Source organism: Streptomyces sp. WAC07094 (genome assembly GCF_036320405.1).
Lineage (GTDB): Bacteria > Actinomycetota > Actinomycetes > Streptomycetales > Streptomycetaceae > Streptomyces > Streptomyces lannensis.
In genome coordinates, this window is sequence record NZ_JAVMJZ010000001.1 from 1,595,675 (window position 1) to 1,615,674 (window position 20,000).

Annotated in this window: 20 protein-coding genes; 9 read left to right on the plus strand and 11 right to left on the minus strand. The window is 72.1% G+C overall.

What is annotated here, in order from left to right:
- Positions 1 to 140: 140 nt before the first annotated feature.
- Positions 141 to 578 (plus strand): GtrA family protein, encoded by a 438-nt coding sequence (locus tag RCR19_RS07065; protein WP_331264325.1) that lies wholly within the window; start codon positions 141 to 143, stop codon positions 576 to 578.
- Positions 579 to 670: 92 nt separating this feature from the next.
- Here the strand turns inward: RCR19_RS07065 and RCR19_RS07070 are convergent, their stop codons facing one another.
- The 4 genes from RCR19_RS07070 to RCR19_RS07085 all read right to left on the minus strand — a co-directional run bounded on the left by RCR19_RS07070 (position 671) and on the right by RCR19_RS07085 (position 4,375).
- On the minus strand, positions 671 to 2,137 hold the full coding sequence (locus tag RCR19_RS07070) for a glycosyltransferase family 87 protein (RefSeq protein WP_331264326.1): 1,467 nt from the start codon (positions 2,135 to 2,137) through the stop codon (positions 671 to 673).
- Positions 2,134 to 2,913 (minus strand): methyltransferase domain-containing protein, encoded by a 780-nt coding sequence (locus RCR19_RS07075; RefSeq protein WP_331264327.1) that lies wholly within the window; start codon positions 2,911 to 2,913, stop codon positions 2,134 to 2,136. The genes RCR19_RS07070 and RCR19_RS07075 overlap by 4 nt, the downstream gene beginning before the upstream one ends.
- 80 nt (positions 2,914 to 2,993) lie before the next feature.
- Positions 2,994 to 3,650: a DUF2064 domain-containing protein gene (locus RCR19_RS07080; RefSeq protein WP_331264328.1), complete on the minus strand. Its 657-nt coding sequence runs from the start codon at positions 3,648 to 3,650 to the stop codon at positions 2,994 to 2,996.
- A complete protein-coding gene (locus tag RCR19_RS07085; RefSeq protein ID WP_331264329.1) occupies positions 3,647 to 4,375 on the minus strand; it encodes a glycosyltransferase family 2 protein in 729 nt (242 codons plus the stop codon). Before RCR19_RS07085 ends, RCR19_RS07080 begins: the two co-directional genes overlap by 4 nt.
- A gap of 113 nt (positions 4,376 to 4,488) precedes the next feature.
- On the opposite strand from RCR19_RS07085, the gene RCR19_RS07090 reads away from it, so the two are divergent.
- Both RCR19_RS07090 and RCR19_RS07095 read left to right on the plus strand, forming a co-directional pair.
- Entirely contained in the window at positions 4,489 to 5,211 is a 723-nt protein-coding gene (locus RCR19_RS07090; protein WP_331264330.1) for a response regulator transcription factor, read from the plus strand.
- On the plus strand, positions 5,201 to 6,313 hold the full coding sequence (locus RCR19_RS07095; RefSeq protein ID WP_331264331.1) for a HAMP domain-containing sensor histidine kinase: 1,113 nt from the start codon (positions 5,201 to 5,203) through the stop codon (positions 6,311 to 6,313). The genes RCR19_RS07090 and RCR19_RS07095 overlap by 11 nt, the downstream gene beginning before the upstream one ends.
- A 93-nt stretch (positions 6,314 to 6,406) precedes the next feature.
- Here RCR19_RS07095 and RCR19_RS07100 read toward each other — a convergent pair whose 3' ends face one another.
- From RCR19_RS07100 to RCR19_RS07115, 4 genes are all read right to left on the minus strand, one after another.
- Positions 6,407 to 7,459, minus strand: a complete 1,053-nt coding sequence (locus RCR19_RS07100; protein WP_331264332.1) for an NAD-dependent epimerase/dehydratase family protein — start codon at positions 7,457 to 7,459, stop codon at positions 6,407 to 6,409.
- A gap of 53 nt (positions 7,460 to 7,512) precedes the next feature.
- Complete coding sequence (locus RCR19_RS07105; RefSeq protein WP_331264333.1) at positions 7,513 to 8,124, minus strand: hypothetical protein; 612 nt, start codon at positions 8,122 to 8,124, stop codon at positions 7,513 to 7,515.
- A 72-nt stretch (positions 8,125 to 8,196) separates the two neighbouring features.
- A complete protein-coding gene (locus tag RCR19_RS07110) occupies positions 8,197 to 8,631 on the minus strand; it encodes a hypothetical protein (protein ID WP_331264334.1) in 435 nt (144 codons plus the stop codon).
- Positions 8,628 to 9,764, minus strand: a complete 1,137-nt coding sequence (locus RCR19_RS07115; protein ID WP_331264335.1) for a molybdopterin-dependent oxidoreductase — start codon at positions 9,762 to 9,764, stop codon at positions 8,628 to 8,630. Before RCR19_RS07115 ends, RCR19_RS07110 begins: the two co-directional genes overlap by 4 nt.
- Before the next feature lie 282 nt (positions 9,765 to 10,046).
- On the opposite strand from RCR19_RS07115, the gene RCR19_RS07120 reads away from it, so the two are divergent.
- On the plus strand, positions 10,047 to 11,411 hold the full coding sequence (locus RCR19_RS07120; protein WP_331264336.1) for an MFS transporter: 1,365 nt from the start codon (positions 10,047 to 10,049) through the stop codon (positions 11,409 to 11,411).
- Between the two features lie 64 nt (positions 11,412 to 11,475).
- Here RCR19_RS07120 and RCR19_RS07125 read toward each other — a convergent pair whose 3' ends face one another.
- Complete coding sequence (locus tag RCR19_RS07125) at positions 11,476 to 13,062, minus strand: Na+/H+ antiporter (protein WP_331264337.1); 1,587 nt, start codon at positions 13,060 to 13,062, stop codon at positions 11,476 to 11,478.
- Between the two features lie 264 nt (positions 13,063 to 13,326).
- Positions 13,327 to 14,850 carry a cysteine desulfurase family protein gene (locus RCR19_RS07130; protein ID WP_331264338.1) on the minus strand — a complete coding sequence of 508 codons (1,524 nt, stop codon included), beginning with the start codon at positions 14,848 to 14,850 and terminating at the stop codon, positions 13,327 to 13,329.
- 192 nt (positions 14,851 to 15,042) lie between these two features.
- On the opposite strand from RCR19_RS07130, the gene RCR19_RS07135 reads away from it, so the two are divergent.
- Both RCR19_RS07135 and RCR19_RS07140 read left to right on the plus strand, forming a co-directional pair.
- The gene (locus RCR19_RS07135) at positions 15,043 to 15,600 is read left to right on the plus strand and encodes a hypothetical protein (protein ID WP_331264339.1); all 558 of its coding nucleotides are present in this window, start codon (positions 15,043 to 15,045) and stop codon (positions 15,598 to 15,600) included.
- Positions 15,601 to 15,661: 61 nt separating this feature from the next.
- Positions 15,662 to 16,144 carry a hypothetical protein gene (locus RCR19_RS07140; RefSeq protein WP_331264340.1) on the plus strand — a complete coding sequence of 161 codons (483 nt, stop codon included), beginning with the start codon at positions 15,662 to 15,664 and terminating at the stop codon, positions 16,142 to 16,144.
- 32 nt (positions 16,145 to 16,176) lie between these two features.
- Here RCR19_RS07140 and RCR19_RS07145 read toward each other — a convergent pair whose 3' ends face one another.
- Entirely contained in the window at positions 16,177 to 17,046 is an 870-nt protein-coding gene (locus tag RCR19_RS07145) for a UbiA family prenyltransferase (RefSeq protein WP_331264341.1), read from the minus strand.
- A gap of 148 nt (positions 17,047 to 17,194) precedes the next feature.
- Here RCR19_RS07145 and RCR19_RS07150 point away from each other — a divergent pair, with 148 nt between their 5' ends.
- The 3 genes from RCR19_RS07150 to RCR19_RS07160 are packed head-to-tail and all read left to right on the plus strand — an operon-like array spanning position 17,195 to position 19,823.
- Positions 17,195 to 18,253: a 3-oxoacyl-[acyl-carrier-protein] synthase III C-terminal domain-containing protein gene (locus RCR19_RS07150; protein WP_331264342.1), complete on the plus strand. Its 1,059-nt coding sequence runs from the start codon at positions 17,195 to 17,197 to the stop codon at positions 18,251 to 18,253.
- A gap of 29 nt (positions 18,254 to 18,282) precedes the next feature.
- On the plus strand, positions 18,283 to 18,813 hold the full coding sequence (locus RCR19_RS07155; protein WP_331264343.1) for an isoprenylcysteine carboxyl methyltransferase family protein: 531 nt from the start codon (positions 18,283 to 18,285) through the stop codon (positions 18,811 to 18,813).
- Positions 18,810 to 19,823, plus strand: a complete 1,014-nt coding sequence (locus RCR19_RS07160; protein ID WP_331264344.1) for an FAD-dependent monooxygenase — start codon at positions 18,810 to 18,812, stop codon at positions 19,821 to 19,823. The genes RCR19_RS07155 and RCR19_RS07160 overlap by 4 nt, the downstream gene beginning before the upstream one ends.
- The last annotated feature ends 177 nt before the right edge of the window (positions 19,824 to 20,000 follow it).

Sequence of the window (20,000 nt, forward strand, 5' to 3'; positions counted from 1 at the left end):
GGCGCAGGTCTACAACCTGACGCAGATCCGGGCCGAAGGGCGGGTCCGGCGGGGAGGCGGGTACGTGCCGTCAGCCGGACGGCGGAGTCGTTGCCCGGCTCGACTCGACGGGCCCGGGAGGTTGGACTCATCATGGTCAGGTGCGACGCCTGCGCACATTGCACCGCCCCTCTTTGCCCGGCCGTACGAGGCTGACCGGGGAGCTGGGCTGGTTCATCGTGATCGGTCTCGCCTCCACCGTGGCCCAGGCACTGCTGTACTGGGAGATGCGCCGCTGGTGGCCGCCGGTGCTGGCGAATCTTGTCTCCCTGGTCGTCGTCACGGTTCTCAATACCGAGGCCAACCGCCGACTCACCTTCCGCGGGTCCACGGTCAGGGCCGTTCGGGCTCATGCGGGCGCCGGGCTCCTGTTCGTTCTGGCCTACCTCGTCACCTCCGGTGTGCTCCTGCTCTTCGTCCACTACCGGCCCACCGCCCCTCCGGCGACGGAGGCTCTGGTGCTGGTTCCCACGGTCGCCCTGGTGACCGGTTTGCGCTTCACGATGTTGCGGCTGGTCGTGTTCCGGCGCCGCCGCTGATGCCGTGGTGCCGACAGGGCGGATGACCTGGATCAGCCTCCTGGGTGCGGCGCCACGGTGTCCGGGCACCCGGTCGGCGTCCGCGATCCATGTCAGGTGCCCGGCAGACTCCGGTCACGGCGCCGGTCCAGGAGATGCCGTGCCGGGGCGGTGCGCAGGCAGGCTCCGAGAGCGATGGCCGCGGCGGCCACGCCGTACGCCCAGGCCTGGAGCGGGAAGCCGGGGAGCAGGCGGCCGCCGAGGTAGAGGGCGGTGCCGGCCATGGTGACGGTCAGCCACTCCCACCTGCCGTCGAGGGCCACGAGGCCGACGACGAGCAGCGAGTACCACGGGTAGTTGGGTGAGACCAGCAGCAGAGCGGTGCCCGTCAGCACCAGGGCACCACGCCAGGGCCGGGCCGGGTCGCCGCGCCACCACACGTACAGGGCCATCAGTACGAGCAGCACGATCACCGTCGCCCCTGCGGCGGCGTCCGGAAGCAGCAGCCGCAGCAGGGCGAAGCGGTGCACGTCCCCGGGCTCGTAGCCTTCCTCCTGGAGGTAGCCGGGCAGATAGCCGAGGACGCCCGCGCCGGAGGCGATGACGTAGGGCAGGTAGGCGAGCGCGAACACGGCGATCGCGGCCGACACCACGCGTGCCACCTGTGCGGGACTGCGCCGGCCGGACAGGGCGCCGGGCAGTGCCAGGACGGGCAGCAGTTTCACGGCGATCGCGGCGCCGAGGAGCGCCCCGCGGCGGCCCCCGGCGGTGGCGGTGCCGAGAGCCAGCACGGTGAGCAGGACGCCGAGGGTGTCGATGTGGGCGTTGTTGACCGCTTCGAAGGGCACGGCCGGGCACCATCCCCACAAGGCTGCGCGGGCTGGGGCACGGCGGGGATCGCCACGCCGGCGCACCACGGTGAGCAGAGCGAGAGTCGTGCCGAACGCCAGTACTGCGCCACCGACTTGGAGCGGCTTGTGGCGACTGTCGGACGGTGAGAGGGCGTGCACGGCGAAGAACCAGCCCTCGGCGACGGGCGGATAGATGGTGGGGACGGTGGGCCGGTTGATGCGGACGCACAGGCCGCTGTCCGTATGGGTCAGCCCCCAGCCCCGGCAGGGCCGTTGAGGGGGGAACAGCCAGTCGTCACGCAGCTTGGCAAGTTCGGGTGCGGCGGGCGGGTAGGTGTACGGGGAGATGCCGGCGGCCTGGACACGGCCGTCCCACGCATATCGGAACATGTCGTTGCTGGTGCGGGGCGGCGCGGCGAGGGCGGCCAGCGCCATGGCGGCCGCACCGGTCAGGACCAGTCCGGTCGCGGCACGGGCCGGGGCCCTGCGCACAGCCCACACCGCGGCGGCGAACAGTGTCCAGGCGATGCCGTAGCCGGCCAGCAGACGGCCGGGTGCGCTGTGGTTGTCGCCGGCGCGGACGGTGTCGTGGACAACGGCTGTCAGCGCGGTGAGCAGGACCGCTGTGAGCACGACGCTGACACGGGCTGCTGCGCGGTTCCCCGGCACTCCGGCCCGGCCGGGCATCGGCTGGGGGGACTGATGCTGCGGGGCAGCGGTGTCGCTCACGGCTGTTCGGTCCTTCCGCCGGCCGAGGCGCGCTCGTCGTGCTGCCTGGACCGTGGCCGGTGCAGTTCGACGAACGAGCGGCCTTCGTCAGCCCACCGGCCTGTCAGGATCCAGCCCACGGCTTCGGCGGTGTGCAGCAGGGCAGTGGCGCCGAGCCGTGCCCAGGGGAAGGGGCGGCCGTGACGGCCGTGGGCGTCCTCGACCCGGACGGTGAGGCGCTCGTCGACGTCGTGCGGCGCGGCCTCCACCAGCAGGCGCCCGCCGGGCGGGACCACGGTGCGCAGGCGGGCCAGGAGGACGAGCGGATCGCCGCCGATTCCGAGGTTGCCGTCCATCAACAGGATGGTGCCCCAGCGACCTTCCCCGGGAAGGCGATCGAACACGGACCGGCGCACGGCGGCGCCCCCGCGCTGTCGGGTCCGGGCCACGGCGGCCGGGCTGACGTCCACGCCGAGCGCCGGCACGCCCCCTGCAGTCAGGGCGGCCACCAGCCGTCCGGGCCCGCAGCCGACGTCGAGAACGGGGCCGGCGCAACGCTGCAGAACACCGGTGTCGGCGGCGTCGGGTGCGGCGCACCAGCGCTCGACGTCCAGCGGCAGCAGTTCCCCTTCCCCTCCGGCGTCGTCCCTGTCGACCGGTGGCCGCAGGCGGCGCATGAAGAGCGGGCCGCGTCCGGTGCGCAGGGCGTGGGCGTAGGGGTCGTCCGTCCACGGCTCGCCCGGTCTCGGGCGATCGGCAGGATGCGACTGCGCGGGCAGTCGAGCAGGCCGCGCCATCACGGTCTGCGAATGCCGTCGAGTCCCTGTCTGCGTTGTCCACCGGGCGAAGGAGGGGTCGGTGCCGTGTGCCGTACCGCTCATCGACCGACCTCCGCGAGCGAGTTCAGTGTGGTGGCGAAGCGCGAACCGACGGGGCAGCAAGCGGCGACCGCGACGGCGTCGGCGGCGGTGTCCACGTCGAGGAGTACCGGCAGGTCGCGCACGTTCAGCCCCGCCTCGGCGAGCCGGCGCCGCTGCACCGCCCCGGTGTGGTCGGTGGACATGGGCACACCCGGCACCAGAGCCTCGGCGCGTGAAGGTTCCGCGAAGCCCAGTGCCCAGAATCCACCGTCCGCGGCGGGACCGAACCAGGCGTCGTATTCGTCGTGTCCCACTCCCATGAGAAGGTCCGCGGTCAGTTGGGGGGTGTCCATACCGACGAGGAGAGCCGGACCCCGGTCGCAGTGAGCGAAGGCTGACGCGATCCGCTCGTCCAGGCCGCCGGATCCCTGGGGCAGGACGTCGAAGCCGGGCGGAAGCCAGGGGCCGGGAGCACCGTCGAGAACGAGGACGCGCCGGCGGGCGGGGGTCTTGAGCACTGTGTGCAGGGTGTCGGCGAGAGCGGCCTCGGCGATGGCGGCCGCCTCCATGGGGGTGTAGGGCGGGGTGAGGCGGGTCTTGACCCGCCCCGGGACGGGTTCTTTTGCGATGACCAGCAGCGTGGCCGGCCCTGTGGCCGGGTGGGGGCCGCTCATCGTCCGGCTCCTCTGGCGGTGTGCGGGTGCGTCTGGTCTGCGGCGGGACGTTCGGCGAGGACGGCGCGCATGTCCCGCACCGCGTGCCAGGTGCCGCGCCAGGTGCCGGTGACCTTCGACCGGCCGGTGCGCGGGCGGTAGGGCACGTCCGTCTCCTTCACCTGCCAGCCTGCGTCGGCGGCGCGGACCAGCATCTGCAGCGGGTAGCCGGACCGCCGGTCGGTCAGGTTCAGGGCGAGCAGCGGTTCGCGGCGCGCGGCGCGCATCGGGCCCAGGTCGTGCAGCCGCAGTCCGGTCCGCCGGTGGATCAGGCGGGCCAGCTCCAGGTTGGCCAGGCGGGCATGCATCGGCCAGGCACGGCGTGTGACGGGTCTGCGGCGGCCCAGCACGAGGTCGCCGGAGCCGTCGAGGACAGGCCCGGCAACGGCGGGCAGAAGTGCTGGGTCGAGGGATGCGTCGCAGTCGCAGAAGCAGACGACGTCAGCCGTCGCGGCGGTCAGGCCCGCGTGGCAGGCGGCGCCGAAGCCGCGTCGTGGCTCGTGGACCACATGCGCCCCCAGGGAGCGGGCGATGTCAGCCGAGCCGTCGGTGGAGCCGTTGTCGACCACGATCGCGCGCCAGCCCGACGGGATGCGCTGCAGCACCCAGGGCAGGGCTTCGGCCTCGTCGAGGCAGGGCAGCACCACGTCCACAGGAGCAGGCGAAGAGGGGGATGTCTCGGTCACGTCACTCACCCTACGGAGACAAAAGCGACATAAGGGGTTTGGCGATCTTACGGAACTCTGACGCCCGCCCGCGCTTCCAGCCACCGTCGAACCCTGGTGCGAGACTCGGTGACGTGAAACGCGTACTCGTCGTGGACGACGACCCCACCGTCTCGGAGGTCGTCGCCGGATATCTGGATCGAGCGGGCTTCGCCGTGGACATGGCAGGCGACGGTCCCGCGGCCGTGGCCCATGCCCGGGTTCGGCCGCCCGACCTGGTGGTGCTGGACCTGATGCTGCCCGGCATGAACGGGCTGGAGGTCTGCCGTCGCATCCGCGAGAACGGCCCGCTTCCGGTGATCATGCTGACGGCGCGTGGCGACGAGGAGGACCGGATCCTCGGTCTGGAGGTCGGAGCCGACGACTACGTCACCAAACCCTTCAGCCCGCGTGAACTGGTCCTCAGGGTGCAGTCGGTACTGCGCCGCACCGGAGCACTGACCGCGGCCCCCTCCCCGGGGGCCGCGTCCCGGCTGCGCGCCGGCTCCCTCGAACTGGACCCCGATGCCCGCCGAGCCACCCGTCACGGCACCGAACTCTCCCTGACCATCAGGGAGTTCGACCTGCTGGAATACTTCCTGCGCAGCCCTGGGCAGGCGACGAGCCGCGAGGAGCTGATGAGGCGGGTATGGGGCTGGGAGTTCGGCGATCTGTCGACGGTCACCGTCCATGTCCGGCGCCTGCGCGAGAAGATCGAGGACGACCCGGCACATCCGAGGCTGATCAGCACCGTGTGGGGCGTGGGCTACCGCTTCGACGCTCCGCCGCAGAAGGACGGAGCCGACGATGCTGCGTGACACCGCCCTGATCGTGGTCTACGCGGCCATCGGCGCGGCAGCGGCGGGGCTGCTCGGCATGGGCGTTCTGCGTCTGCTGCGCAACCGCTCGGTGACGCTGTCCCTCGCAGTGGTCGCTGCCGTCACGGTCGCGGCGATGCTCGCCGGGACGATGCTGGTGGCCTGGGCCATGCTCCTGTCCGACCACGACCTGTGGGTCGTGACGATGGTCTGCTCCATCGCGGCCGTCGTCTCCCTCTGCGTGGCGCTTGCGCTCGGCCGCGGGGTCGTACGCGGCAGCCGGGCTCTGGCAGAGGCCACCCGTGCCCTCGGCGACGACGGCAGTTTCACCCCGCCCGCCGCCGCACCGACCGCCGAACTCGCCGAACTCGGACGCGAACTCGCCGCCACCAGTGCCAAACTCGCCGCGTCCCGGGATCGGGAGCGGGCCCTGGAGGACTCCCGCCGCGAACTGGTCGCCTGGATCTCCCACGACCTGCGCACCCCGCTCGCCGGACTGCAGGCCATGACCGAGGCGCTGGAGGACGGCATCGTCGACGACCCGAGCGTCTACCACGGACGTATCCGCGCGGAGGTCGCGCGGATGAGCGGCATGGTCGGCGACCTCTTCGAACTCTCCCGCATCCAGGCCGGAGTCCTCGCCCTGAACACCACCCGGATGTCCGTCTACGACCTCGTCGACGACGCACTCGCGGGGGCCGACGCCCTCGCGAGGGAGCACGGAGTGCGGATCATCGGCGAAAGGGTCGAGCCCGTACCCATCGAGGTCGACGGCCGCGAGATGTCCCGTGTCCTGGCCAACCTGCTCACCAACGCGATCCACCGGACGCCCACCGACGGCACCGTCGCCGTCGCCGCCCACCGGGAAGAGAACAGCGTCGTCGTGTCCGTGACCGACGGCTGTGGCGGCATTCCCCCGGAGGACCTGCCTCGTGTCTTCGACACCGGCTGGCGCGGCACCGACGCACGCACGCCGCCGGCCGGAGCAGGGCTCGGTCTGGCCATCGTGCGGGGGATCGTGGAGGCCCACCAGGGTCGGGCGGCGGTGTGCAACGTCCCCGGCGGCTGCCGCTTCGAGGTGCGCCTGCCCGCCGCCGTCTGAGAAGCCCTCGAGAGGAGGACCCGTCCTGCCGGCGATGCGGACGGGCCCTCCTCTTCCGTCGGCCCGGAACCGGCCGTTCGTCGAAGGGGTTCGTCAGACGGCACGCAGTGGGGCCGTGGCGAACTCCGCCATTCCCTCCCGGAAGGCGACCCGCGGCTTCCAGCCCAGTTCCTCGTGCAGCCGGCGCGAGGAGGCGGTGATGTGGCGGACGTCGCCGAGCCGGTACTCCCCCGTCACCACCGGCGCCCGCCCGCCGTGCGCCTCGGCCAGCGCGGCGGCCATCTCGCCCACCGTGTGCGGCTCGCCGCTGCCGACGTTGTACGGCCGCGCGGTTCCGTCCGGCAGGCCGGACAGGCCGTCCAGGGCGGCGAGGTTGGCCTCGGCGACGTCCCGTACGTGCACGAAGTCCCGCCTCTGCCGGCCGTCTTCGAACACCCGCGGTGCCTCACCGCGCTCCAGCGCGGACCGGAACAGCGAGGCGACACCCGCGTAAGGGGTGTCCCGCGGCATTCCGGGGCCGTACACGTTGTGGTAGCGCAACGCCGACACCCGCCCGCCGACGGCACGCGCCCATGCGGAGGCGAGGTGCTCCTGCGCGAGCTTGGTCGTGGCGTAGACGTTGCGCGGATCGAGCGGCGCGTCCTCCGCGACCAGGCCCGGGACCAGCGGTTCCCCGCACTTCGGGCACGGCGGCTCGAAGTGTCCCGCCTCCAGGTCGGCCACCCTGCGCGGACCCGGTCCCACGACGCCGTGGGCCGGACACTCGTAGCGGCCCTCGCCGTAGACCACCATCGAACTCGCCAGCACCAGACGCCGGACCCCGGCATCGGCCATGCCCGCCAGCAGTACCGCGGTGCCCAGGTCGTTGCATCCCACGTATGCGGGGGCGTCGGCGAAGTCCTTGCCGAGTCCGACCATCGCCGCCTGATGGCAAACGGCGTCCACGCCTCGCAGAGCCTCGGCGACGCCCGCCGCGTCACGGACGTCCGCGTGTCTGAACTCCGCCCCGTCCGGGATCGGCGGGGGCGTACTGTGCGCGGCGGGCAACAGGGTGTCGAGCACGCGCACCTCGTGCCCGGAGCCGGTGAGGGCTGCGACGATGTGCGAGCCGATGAAGCCCGCGCCTCCGGTGACCAGGATCAACATGCCACCGACCGTACGGTCGCAGACCCTCACCGCGAGCGCACGGCACGGGGACGTCAGAGGTCCGTAAGACCTGGGGACGCGGTCCGGGGGCCTGTTTGGGCCGAGGCTGCGACGGTCAACAGGCCGAAACCCACGGCGAAGGCGAGCATGGTGAACACACCGCGCGGCCAGAAGATGTGGCTGTCGACGAAGGACCAGCACGCCACGAGGACCACCGCGCCGCCGGGCAGCACCCGCGGGCCGTGCCGCCGCAGAAGAACGGAGCATGTGGCTAGTGCGGCGACCGTCAACGCGTAGACCCCTGCCCGGCCGAGTGCGTCACCGGTCGCGAACAGCCGCCCCACCCCACCGCGCGCAGGGGTGCCGGCCACCGTCCCGGCGGAGATGCCGGCCACCGCGTCCAGCCCGGTGTAGTAGGCGGCATAGCCGAGGCAGCCGGCCCAGGCGAGTACGGTCAGGGCACCGTCGGCGTCGCGGCCGGGCCTGCCCCACAGCGGCACCAGCAGCCCCAGGACCAGGAGGGGGAAGACCGGCAGCAGGACCACGTGGAGACCGGCCCAGTGACCGGCCGTCGCCGCCGTCAGGTGTCGCGGATGCACCAGTCCCGCTACGGCCAGCAGCAGGGGTGGCGCAGTCACCAGGCCCGTCGTCCGAACGGTTCGCATCGCACCACCGTACGAGCGCACCGAGCCGCCGCCGGCCCTGCTGCGGGCACGTAAGACACCTGTAAGGATGCTCTAGCGTTCGGCGTCCCCGAGGGCTTGTCGAGGCGGCCTCTCTCGCTTGCGACGGACCGCTCGCGCGGCCGTCACCAGGGCCGCGACCGCCGCCACCCCCACCAGCGCGAGCAGCCAGTTGCGCGGGTAGTCCAGAGGCAGGACCGATGAGTTGGCCGGCCTCCCGGGGCGCAGCAGCACCGGCAGGGCGACCGCCGTCAGGGCCCCCGCGACCAGCAGCGCGCCACGCACCGGCCCACGCACACCCCCGCGTACCAGTACCCATCCGATGAGCAGCACCAGTGGCGCGATCAGGGCGTCGTGCAGCACCACCGCCCCGCCGAGCCACACCAGGACACCCGCCAGGTCACGCACGTCCGTCAGCAGATACACACCCACGGCCGACAACGCCAGACCGGCCGCACACAGGAACAGCCGTCCCGGATTCATCCTCATGTCAGCACCTCCAGTCGGCCGACCCACTTGGTCTGCAGCACACCCGGCCGGTTCGGGGCGATGAGACGCACCGGATAGCCGTGGTCGGGGGACAGTTCCTCGCCATTGAGACGGAGAGCCAGCAGGGTCAGCGGATCGCGGGCGTGTTCGTGCCCCATCTCGGAGACCCGGTAGCCGCCCCGGGTCTGCAACGAGACCACCCGTACTCGCGCATGCGGCGGGGCACCCGCAAGCTCCAGGAGGTCCACGACCCGTACTCCCGTCCAGTGCGCCGACTTGCTCCACCCCTCCACACAGGCGATCGGCAGCTCCACCTCGTGCTGCGGCAGGCCGCGCAACTCGTCCAGCGTCAGCGTGTACGGCCTCGGCCCGGCGACCGTCAGGCGATAGCGCTCGGCCGGGATCGCTCCGACTCCGGCCGCGACGGCTGTCCGGTTGACCGGCAGGCCCTGCGGGCCGTGGTCCGGATGGCGCGGGGCGAGCAGGTCGAGGTCCTTCAGGGGGGTGAAGGACTGGCCCACGGTGGTCACGGTGACCGCGCCGACCGCCGCCGCCACCGCGGCGAGGAGTGAGCGCCGGTCGGGGCCGTCCTCCTCAGGCAGGGCCAGAGTCCCCGGCGACCGGCGGCTCCAGTGGGCCCGGATCTCCGGGGCCTTGACCGCGAGGTGCAGGAGCAGCGATCCGGTCACCAGCCAGGCCACGGCGTAGTGCACCGGCACGAAGGAGAAAGGCCACGGATACCACTGCACGGTGTTCAGCAGGCCCGTGGCCACTTCGAAGAGGGCCGCCCCGACGAGCACGGCCACCGACAACCGCTCCAGGGCGTGCCGCACCGACCGCACCGGCGGCCAGGCGAACAGCCGCGGATAGACCGTCCACAACTTGGCAAGCAGCAGCGGGATCGCCGCGATGCCCGAGGCGACGTGCAGCCCTTGGGTCAGCCGGTAGCCCCACACCGGGCGGCTCGGCAGATCATCGGCCGCCCAGCCGGGCGGATGCTGCAGCACATGGCTGATCAGGCCGGTGACGAAACAGACGGCGAAGGCGAGGCCCAGCCATCTGCCGATCGAAGTCGCCGTGCGCGGGTCGTGCAGCCTGCCCTTGAACGCCGGCGGAAACGTACGCGATCTCATGTCACCCATCACAGCCACCGCAGGGCCGCCCAGGAATGCCCGAGCCCCTTACGGAACACGAACATCGGCGCCGCGTCATGGGCAACCCGGGCACGGCTGCCGGAAGAATCGGCCCGGCGCGGACGGAGGGCCGGGGCGTGTACCCCGGTTGCCTCACGCGCCCCTCCCCACCGCATCGTGGGTAACGAGCGTCACAGGAATTCATCGTCGAAAGCCGGACAGGGGCAGAAAGAGCTACGGGAAGGCACCCCTGTGACGACGACTGCACACGATCCAGGTGACATGGCTGTGACGAGCCACCGGACAAGCCGTTTCCTGCGGCGCCTCACCGTCGCCACCGGCGGCGGAATGTTCATCGACGGGTTCGTCTTCGCCTCGGTGGCGTCGGCCCTGGCCGGCACGGCGATGGCCCGTGACATCGGTGTCACCTCGACGTGGAACTCGCTGATCTCGTCGTCGACCCTCATCGGCACGTTCTTCGGCGGGCTGTGCCTCGGTTACGTCACCGACCGGCTCGGCCGCAGGCCCATGTTCACCATCGACTTGTCGGTCTTCCTCGGCTGTGCCGTGCTGATGTTCTTCGTGACGGCCGCCTGGCAGGTGTTCGTCCTCGGCCTGGTCATGGGGCTCGCGGTCGGTGCCGACTATTCGATCGGGTCACCGCTGCTCGCCGAGTTCGCGCCCACCAGCAAACGCGGCAACTACCTCGGCATCCTCGAGATCCTCTGGAACGTCGGCTACGTCGTCGCGTACCTCGTCGGCTATCTGGTCAACACGAACTGGCCGGACGCCTGGCACTACACGCTCGCTGCCAGCGCGATCCCCGCCGTCGCGTGTCTGCTGATCCGGCACGGACTGCCCGAATCGCCCCGCTGGCTGATCTCCAAGGGTCGGCACAAGGAAGCCGTCGACATCGTCGAGCAGGACCTCGGAGTGTCGATGGACACCGAGGACTGGCGCGACGAGCAGGCGGAGGAGACCCGCTACCGGGAGTTGTTCTCGTCCGACTACCTCCGGCGCACGGTGTTCACATGCGTCTTCTGGATCTGCATCGTCCTGCCGTACTTCGCGCTGACGTTCTTCCAGCCGACCGTGCTCAGGGCGATAGGGCTCGGCGGCAGCGCGCTGGCGGGCGCGCTGCTCGGCACCTTCATCGCACTGGTCGGCGCCGCGACCGGGTGGTTCCTGGTCGACCGGGTGGGCCGGCGGACCATTCTGATCTGGCCCATGTTCGGCTGTGCGCTGGCGCTGTTCCTGGTGGCGCTGGGCTCGTTCCTGCCGGTGTGGCTCACGACGGTGTGCTTCTTCGGCTACCTGCTCTCGTACGGGATCATGAGCATCCTGCCCGGCGTCTACCCCGAAGAGGTCTTCCCGACGTCGATCCGTACCTCGGGCGTGGGCCTGGCGTCCGCGGCCAGCCGGATCGGCGCCGCCATCGGCACGTTCCTGCTGCCCCTCTCGCTCGACCACCTCGGCCTGAGCTGGTCGATGGTGTTCATGGGCGTCGTGTCGCTGATCGGCGGGGTCACGTCCCTGATGTGGGCGCCGGAGACCAACAACGTGCGGCTGACGCAGTCCGGCCACCGGCAGGCGGACGGCAAGGGCTGGTGGGTGAAGGGCGCGCTGGTTCCGCAGCGGCAGGGCTGACCACGGCGCTCGCCGTGCCGCGGATCCACGGCGAGGGCCCGGGTATGCGCGGCCGGGACCGCGCTCAGCCGTCGGCACGCAGGCTGCTCTCCTCGAGGTCGAGTTCGCGCTGGATCCGGCGGCGGGTGGCGTCGCTGATCTTGTTGGCTTCGTAGAGGCGCTGGAGCTCGGCGGCCTCGATGGCGATGAGTGTCCGGCGGATCTCGCGGTAGGCGTCGGCGGGACGGGCGTCCGGGTCGGTGTGGTGGGCGTCCTCGGCCTGGTGGATACGCGCTTCCAGATGGCGACGGGCCTGTTTCACGGCGGCCTCGGAGGCGGCGCCCAGATCGGCGAGCTGATCCAGGTCGCCGAGCTGTCTGAGCTCTTCGAGAGCGGCCTTCGCGATGTGCCGACGGGTCCGGGCCTCCTCACGGGCGGTGTGCTCCGGCTCCAGGGCGATGCCGGAACGGCGGACCACGGGGGCGAGGGTGAACCCCTGGAAGACCACGGTGAGCGCGATGGTCCCGGTGGTGAGCGTGAGGATGAGTGCCCGGTGCGGCAGGGGCGCTCCCGTGTGGGTGGTCAGGGGAATCGCCAGCGCCGCGGCCAGCGGCATGACGCCCCGGGTACCCGCCCAGGACAGGACGGCCGGAACGCGCCAGGACGGCCGCCCCTCCCCCTCCTGTTTCCGGTACCGGATCAGGGCGGACAGCGGGAAGAGCCACAGCAGGCGGATCGTCAGCACCGTCAGCGCGATCACCGGCACCCACAGCGGCCAGCCACGCTCGTCGTGCGCCAGCTGCCGGACGACGGAGGGAAGCTCGAGGCCGATGAGCGCGAAGACGACGCTCTCCAGCAGGAACGTCACCGTGTCGTAGACGGCGTGGACCTGGAGGCGGATGGGTGCGTTGCTGAATCTGCGGCCGGTGCTGCCGAGGACGACCCCGGCGACGATGACGGCGGTCACGCCGGAGGCGTGCGACTGCTCGGCGACGACGTACGAGGCATACGGAGTGACCAGCGCGATGACGGTCTCCAGCACGGGGTCCTCGGTCCGCCTGCGGATGAGCGTCACCACCCCGGCGACCGCCGCGCCGATGAGAGCCCCTCCGCCCGCGAGGATCAGGAACTGCTCGACGGTCCCGGACACGGTGATGGCACTGCCGGACACCACGGTGGCCACGGCGACCTTGTACAGGACCAGGGACGTGGCGTCGTTGAACAGGCTCTCCGCCTGCACCATGGCCTGCACGCGCGGGGGAAGGGACAGGCGCCGGCCGAGCGCGGTGACGGCGACGGGGTCGGTGCTGGCGAGGACCGAGCCGAGGATGAACGCGGTCGCGGCGGTGAGCGGGGTGATCGCCCGTGCGACGTATCCGACGGCGACGGCCGAGGCGACGACCAGGCCGAAGACGAGACCGGTCACGGGCCGCCAGACGGTGCGCAGATCGCGGACGGACATCTCGCCGGCCGCGGCGAACAGCAGGGGCGGCAGCACCAGTACGTTGATCACGTGCGGCGGCAGGCGGACCTCGGGAATCCAGGGCAGCAGCCCGACGAGCACTCCGACGACCACGAGGAGCGAGGGGGCGGGCAGGCTCCAGCGCCGGGCACCGGTCGCCACGGCCGTGGCCAGGACCACGAGCAGCAGAATGACGATCAGGCCGGTCATGGCGCGTCCCCGGTGCGTTCGGCTGGTTTCCTACCCTCTGACCAGGTGCTTTATCAAAGTAGTCGACCGTGGGCGATGATGCAGCCGACGTGGGGCGGCGACCGTCGGGAACACGGCGGACGCCGCGGCTGCGTCCCTGTCCATGGTGCGGACCCGCTTGAGAGCCGGTCGCGCCGATGCGGTCGGGCGGAGTGACTCGGCCGGGTGTCGGGCGCCCGGGCAGCCGCTGCCGGTCGGGCGGGCAGTTCCGGCGAGCCGACGTGCTCACCGCCTGCTCCCGGCGACCGCCGGGACGGCGCGGACGAGTACGCGGGCCGCGGTAGCGACGTCCTGCGCCGTGCTCCAGCGGCCGAGCGTCAGCCGTAGCGCGCCGAGTGCCCGGTCGGGGTCCTGCCCCATGGCGGTCAGAACGGGCGAGGGGGTGTGGGTGCCGCTGTGACAGGCGGAGCCCGTGGCGGCGGCGATGCCGGGGGCCGCTCGAAGAACCTCGTGTCCGCGCGTGCCGTCGATGCCGACGTTCAGCGTGTTCGGTAGTCGCCGCAGATCCGGGCCGTTGAGGTGCACTCGGCCGGGCAGGGCGTCGGCGAGGTGGGCGTGCAGTTCGTCGCGCAGCGCCCGGATCCGGGACGGGGCACCGTCGGAGAGTTCGTCGGCGGCGAGTTGAGCCGCCGCGCCGAGGGCGACGGCGAGTGCGGTGTTCTCGGTGCCTGAGCGCAGTCCGCGCTCCTGTCCTCCACCGTAGACGACCGGCTCCAGCCGTACGCCGTCACGCACCCAGAGGGCCGCAATTCCCTTGGGTGCGTACATCTTGTGGCCGACGACGGTGAGAAGATCCACGCCCAGGCCGATGACGTCGAGCGGGATCTTTCCGGCTGCCTGGGCGGCGTCGCAGTGGAACAGGGCGCCGTGGGCGTGGGTGCGGGCTGCGAGTTCGGGGATCGGCTGGAGGGCACCGGTTTCGTTGTTGGCGGCCATCACCGACACCAGTACGGTGTCCGGCCCCAGGGCATCGCTCAGGGCACCGGGGTCGACAAGGCCTACGCCGTCGACGGGCAGCACGGTGACGCGGGCGCCGTGCAGCCGCTCCAGGGCCCGGCACGAGGCGAGGACCGCGGGGTGCTCGGTGGCCTGGGTGACGAGGTGCGGGCGGCGGTTCCCGGAGGCGAGGACGGCGCCGCGCAGCGCGAGCAGGTCCGCCTCGGAGCCGGACGCGGTGAAGACGATTCCTTCCGGGCGGGCGCCGATCAGCGCGGCCACCTGGGCGCGGGCCTGCGCCAGGGCGGTGCGGGGCCGTGCCCCGTAGGGGTGGCCGCTGGACGGGTTGCCGAAGAAGCGGGTCAGGTGCGGCAGCATCGCCGCGGCGACACGCGGGTCGACGGGCGTGGTCGCGTTGTAGTCGAGATAGACGGGGCCGTCGGCCAGACCGGGGTGCGGCGCGGGAAGGTGGGTCATGCCGTCGCCCCAGCGGTCACGGGCACCGCGGGCCGGTCGCCGTTGGAGCACGTCGGTGGCGAGGCGGCCGATGCGGCGGACTGTGTCCTGGGGACGGAGGGGCCACCTGCCGCGGCGGGATTCGACGGCCTCGGGGGCCTCGGACAATTCGCCGATGCGCTCCACGAGTTCGCGGGAACGGTCGGCTGCTTCGGCGACCTTGAACGGCAGGACAGCGGGCCGGGCGACGTCCTCGCAGGCGAGCCGGCAGTGGATGCGTACGGTCTCATGACGGCCGGCGGTGAACCCGCCTGTTGGAGGGTCCGGGGGTACGCGGGGGCGTTGATCACTCTTCACTGTCCGTCATGAGCTCGGGTGAACGCCGCAAGCACGCCGCCGAGAGCATCGGAAGGTCCACTCCCGCCCTGCTCGGTTCGCCCGTCCGACCCTGCCGGGGAGCCGCGTCGGCTTGTGGGAGTTTCACCTGGAAGGGCAGGGGCACACGGTCACAAGTAGTACCTATTCACACAAAGTAGGGCGGACGACCCGATGTCAACAGGGACACTTCTAGCGATCATCATCCCCGTCGTCGTAGTGATCGCCCTGGCGGCAGTGGCAGCCTCTCTCGTGACTCGCCGCCGTCGCCTGCGCGAACGCTTCGGACCCGAGTACGACCGAACGGTCGAGACCGCCGAGAGCCGACGCGCCGCCGAGCGCGAGCTCAGCGCACGCGAGAAGCGTCATGGCTCGCTGGACATCAAACCGCTGCCGAGCGGTGTCCGGGAGCAGTACGCCCGGAACTGGACCAGCGTCCAGGACGAGTTCGTGGACCGTCCCGATGAGGCCGTCCATGACGCCGACCGCCTGGTGACGTCCCTGATGCACGAGCGCGGCTACCCGACCGAGGATTTCGAACAGCGTCTGAAGGACCTGTCGGTCGAACACGGTCACACGTTGGAGCAGTACCGGGCCGCCCACCGCATCGAGATGCTCAGCGCCGAGCACAAGGCGACGACCGAGCAGTTGCGCGGCGCCATGGTGCACTACCGCGACATCTTCGACGACCTGCTGTCCGACGGCGGTCGGCCACGTCATGCGCGGGCCTGAACCGCCCACCGGCCGCGACCGGGCGGAGCCGGACCGGCTCGGTGCGACGGACGGAGGAGACATGGAACACGAACACGTACCCGACCCGGCCGAAGGGCTGTCGACCGAGGACCTGGCCGAGCCGCGTCGCCGGACCGGACCGCCCGGCAGAGAGGTGCGCGACGGCAGGGCCCCCGAATTCCCCGGCGAGAGCACGGCACCCGGGGCGATGGCGGCCACGGGCGAACCCACCGGGACACCGGACCGGGCGACGGCGGCTTCGGCGGACGCCGAAACGCCTCCGCTGCTCGCGACGGACGAGGAGGAGGGCTTCCGCGCACGCTGGCAGAGGGTCCAGAACGAATTCGTCGACGATCCGCGCGACGCCGTGAACACGGCCGACGCGCTGGTCGCCGACGTCATGCGGCAACTGGCGACCACGTTCGCCGAGCACAAGCAAGAGCTGGAAGGACAGTGGAACCGGGGCGAACAGGCCGACACCGAGGACCTGCGGGTGGCCCTTCAGCAGTACCGCTCGTTCTTCAACCGCCTGCTCAGCACGTGAACCACCACCAGCCGGTCGGCGGCGCGGGCCGGTCATGCGATTCCGGTGCCGCGCGCCAGCAGTAGCGCCACGTCCACCACCGCCACGGCGACCGCCGAGGCGAACGCCGTTCGCTGCCACCGGCGTCCGAGCACCGTGCCCGTCACCGCGACCGCGCCGGCCGCCGCGAGTGCCACCGTTCCCCATCTGCCGGGTGGTCCCCCGGGCGCCAGCGCCAGGACGGCGGACGCCGCCGCGAGCGGAACCGGCAGCAGCAGCCGCACACCGTCCAGGCCCAACCGGTGCGGAAATCCCCGCACACCCGTCGCCAGATCCCCGGGGATGTCCGGCAGCACATCGCCCAGATGGGCGCCGACTCCCAGGAGCGCCCCGGCGGTGACGACCCACCAGGCCGGCCAGGGCTGCCCCGGCAGCCCCAACGCCACGAACGCCGGGAGCGCGGCGAAGCCCACCGCGTACGGCACCCAGGACCACGCCGTCGCCTTGAGCCGCAGGTCGTACGCCCAGGCCGCCGCCACTCCCACCAGATGAACGACGCCCGCCCACAGGCCGCAGGCGAACGACAGCAGCACGCACAGCGCCAGCGCGACGCAGGCGGCCACCCACACCTCCGTCACACTCACCGTCGCGTCGACGACGGGTTTGCCACGGCGGCCGGCAGCGATGTCCCGGCGCGCGTCGAAGGCGTCGTTGCACCAGCCGACGGACAGTTGCCCGCTCAGAACGGCGGCGGTGGTCAGCACACTGCGCGTGGCGCCCTGGCCGGCGGTCACGGCCAGCGCGGCCGTCAAGGCGGTGACCGCCACGACAGGCCCGGGGTGGCACGCCCCTGCCAGGCCGCCGACCCGACCGGCCCACACCGCGGCCGCGCCGCCGTCCGTCGAGCGCTCAGGAGTGCTCACCGGGCCGATCGTAGGCGTCCCGGCGCCCACCCGGCTCGAGCACGCGCCCGGGGCGAGCGGCCGGACGGGCGATCCATGGTGCCGAAGCCCTGGTCCGGGGAACACGTGCAGAGCAACTCACCCCAGTCGACAGCCGCACAGGAACCACATGACGCGGATCGCCGCCGTTCACGGTGCCCTTGCACCCCACCGTCACAGCCAGTCCGAGATCACCGACATGGTCGCCCGCACCTGCCTGCCCGAGGACGGCGACCGCCGGGTCCTGGACCGGCTGCACCGCAGCACGAGGGTCGGCTCGCGCCATATGACGCTGCCGCTGGAACGGTACGGAACGCTGGACGGATTCGGCGCCGCCAACAACGTCTTCATCACCGCGGCCACCGACCTGGGTGCCAAGGCGGTGAGAGCCGTACTGCGGACGGCCGGTCTCACCACGGCCGATGTCGACCTGCTGATCTTCACTTCCGTCACCGGCATCGCCACCCCCTCGATCGACGCACGGCTGGTGGGCCGCCTCGGACTGCGGCCGGACGTCCACCGGCTGCCGCTCTTCGGCCTGGGCTGCGCCGGTGGCGCCGCCGGCCTGGCCCGTATGCACGACTACCTGCTGGGGCGTCCCGGCCGTGTGGCGGTGCTGCTGTCGGTCGAACTGTGCTCGCTCACCTTCCAGCGCGACGACGCCTCCATGGCCAACCTGGTCGCCACCGGGCTGTTCGGCGACGGCGCCGCCGCAGTCGTCGCCTACGGCGCGGAGCACCCGGACGCGACCCTCGGCCCGACGATCGTGGACACCCGCAGCCATCTGTATCCGGACACCGGGCACGTCATGGGGTGGGACATCAGGAGCTCCGGCTTTCAGGTCGTCCTCGATCCGAGGCTTCCCGACCTGGTTCGCCGCTACCTCGCCGACGACGTCGAGGGATTCCTCGGCGACCACGGCCTGAAGCCGAAGGACGTCACCGCCTGGGTGTGCCACCCCGGCGGCCCCAAGGTCCTCGGGGCCGTGGCCGAGGCCCTCGACCTGAGCGCCGACGCGCTCGATGTGACATGGCGGCACCTGGCCCACGTGGGCAACCTGTCCTCGTCGTCGGTGCTCCACGTGCTGAGGGACACCCTGGCCGAGCGCCGCCCGCCGCCCGGCACCCCCGGCCTGCTGCTGGCGATGGGGCCTGGCTTCGCCTGCGAACTCGTCCTGCTGCGCTGGTAGTTCCGAACCCGACGAAGGACACAGGACCCATGATCTGGTACGGACTGCTGGTGGCCGCCGTCGCCGGCGAGCGTGTGGCCGAGCTCGTCATCGCCCGCCGCAACCAACGCTGGAGCACGGCCCGCGGCGCGATCGTTGCCGGACAAGGCCACTACCCTGCGATGGTCGCCCTTCATACCGGCCTGCTGATCGCCTGTCCTGCCGAGTCCTGGCTGCTGGACCGGCCCTTCGTCCCCGCCCTGGCCTGGCCGATGCTGGCCGTGCTGGTGTGCGCCCAGGCACTGCGGTGGTGGTGCATCCACGCGCTGGGACCCCGTTGGAACACCCGGGTGATGGTCGTACCCGGCCTGCCGCTCGTGACCAGCGGTCCCTATCGGTGGCGGTGGCTTCGACACCCGAACTATGCGGCCGTCGTCGCCGAGGGCGTGGCCCTGCCGCTGGTGCACACCGCCTGGGTCACCGCCGCCCTTTTCACCTCGCTCGACGCCGCCCTGCTCACCGTGCGTGTCCGCTGCGAGAACCGGGCGCTCGCCGCCACGACCGGGCCGGCGCCGGCATGATCGACGTTCTGGTGGCCGGCGGCGGACCCGCCGGGCTGGCCGCCGCCATCCATGCGGCGCTCGCCGGCCTGGAGGCGGTCGTCATCGAACCCCGTACCGGGCCTGTGGACAAGGCCTGCGGGGAAGGAGTCATGCCCGGTGGTGTCGCCGCGCTGCGGACGCTGGGCGTCGAGGTCACCGGCCGCGAACTGCGCGGCATCCGTTACCTGGAGGGCACCACGTGCGCCGAGGCGGCCTTCCGCGGGCGAAGTGGGCTGGGAATCCGGCGTACGGCGCTGCACTCCGCACTGCAGCAGCGGGCGCTCGGCCTCGGTGTGCGCGTGCTGCCGGGCAAGGTCGCCGAGGTGCACCAGAGCGCAGACACGGTGACCGCCGCCGGAACCACGGCTCGTTGGCTGATCGCCGCCGACGGCCTGCACTCCCCGGTGCGCCGCTCCCTGGGACTGGAACTGCCGGCCCGCCCCCACGGCCGCTACGGACTGCGCCGGCACTATCGTGTCGAGCCGTGGACGAACTTCGTGGAGGTCCATTGGGCCAGGCACGGCGAGGCCTATGTGACGCCGGTCGACGACGACATGGTGGGCGTGGCGGTTCTCAGCCGCACCCGTAGCGGCTACGACGGGCACCTGGCGGCCTTCCCGGCCCTCACCGCCTCGCTGCGCGGTCCGGCCGCTACGGAGGTTCGCGGCGCCGGACCGTTGCGGCAACGGGTGCGGCGCAGAACCGCCGGTCGTGTACTGCTCGTCGGCGACGCCGCGGGGTACCTCGACGCCCTCACCGGCGAGGGCATCGCCCTCGCGCTGGCGACGGCCGGGGCCGCAGTCCGCTGCCTGGCCGCCGGGCGACCGCTCGACTACGAGCGTGCCTGGGCCCGGCTGACACGGCGCCACCGGATGCTGACCGGTGCCCTGCTGGCCGCGAGCCGCCGTCCCGGCACCGGCCGCCTGATCGTCCCCGCGGCGTCCTGGATGCCTCCGGTGTTCTCGGCCGCGGTCCACGCACTGCAGTAGCGGCCGGGCCGGGTACCGCAACCTCGGTGCGCACGGGAAACGACCGGCGGTCCCGGTACGAACCCCGACACGCCCTCGGCCGAGTGACGGCGTCCGGCATCGTCACTCCGGCGGCCGGAGCACGGCCGGCACGCGCTCAGCGGGGCGCCGGGGACGGGACGAGCAGGAAGGCCCCCG

Bases quoted from the DNA above. Each gene is read 5' to 3' on its own strand.
- RCR19_RS07140 (WP_331264340.1), top strand. From the start codon at position 15,662: ATGGAACACGAACACGTACCCGACCCGGCCGAAGGGCTGTCGACCGAG.
- RCR19_RS07115 (WP_331264335.1), bottom strand. From the start codon at position 9,764: ATGAGATCGCGTACGTTTCCGCCGGCGTTCAAGGGCAGGCTGCACGAC.
- RCR19_RS07155 (WP_331264343.1), top strand. From the start codon at position 18,283: ATGATCTGGTACGGACTGCTGGTGGCCGCCGTCGCCGGCGAGCGTGTG.
- RCR19_RS07110 (WP_331264334.1), bottom strand. From the start codon at position 8,631: ATGAGGATGAATCCGGGACGGCTGTTCCTGTGTGCGGCCGGTCTGGCG.
- RCR19_RS07150 (WP_331264342.1), top strand. From the start codon at position 17,195: ATGACGCGGATCGCCGCCGTTCACGGTGCCCTTGCACCCCACCGTCAC.
- RCR19_RS07100 (WP_331264332.1), bottom strand. From the start codon at position 7,459: ATGTTGATCCTGGTCACCGGAGGCGCGGGCTTCATCGGCTCGCACATC.
- RCR19_RS07135 (WP_331264339.1), top strand. From the start codon at position 15,043: ATGTCAACAGGGACACTTCTAGCGATCATCATCCCCGTCGTCGTAGTG.
- RCR19_RS07075 (WP_331264327.1), bottom strand. From the start codon at position 2,913: ATGGCGCGGCCTGCTCGACTGCCCGCGCAGTCGCATCCTGCCGATCGC.
- RCR19_RS07080 (WP_331264328.1), bottom strand. From the start codon at position 3,650: ATGAGCGGCCCCCACCCGGCCACAGGGCCGGCCACGCTGCTGGTCATC.
- RCR19_RS07120 (WP_331264336.1), top strand. From the start codon at position 10,047: ATGGCTGTGACGAGCCACCGGACAAGCCGTTTCCTGCGGCGCCTCACC.
- RCR19_RS07160 (WP_331264344.1), top strand. From the start codon at position 18,810: ATGATCGACGTTCTGGTGGCCGGCGGCGGACCCGCCGGGCTGGCCGCC.
- RCR19_RS07125 (WP_331264337.1), bottom strand. From the start codon at position 13,062: ATGACCGGCCTGATCGTCATTCTGCTGCTCGTGGTCCTGGCCACGGCC.
- RCR19_RS07105 (WP_331264333.1), bottom strand. From the start codon at position 8,124: ATGCGAACCGTTCGGACGACGGGCCTGGTGACTGCGCCACCCCTGCTG.
- RCR19_RS07095 (WP_331264331.1), top strand. From the start codon at position 5,201: ATGCTGCGTGACACCGCCCTGATCGTGGTCTACGCGGCCATCGGCGCG.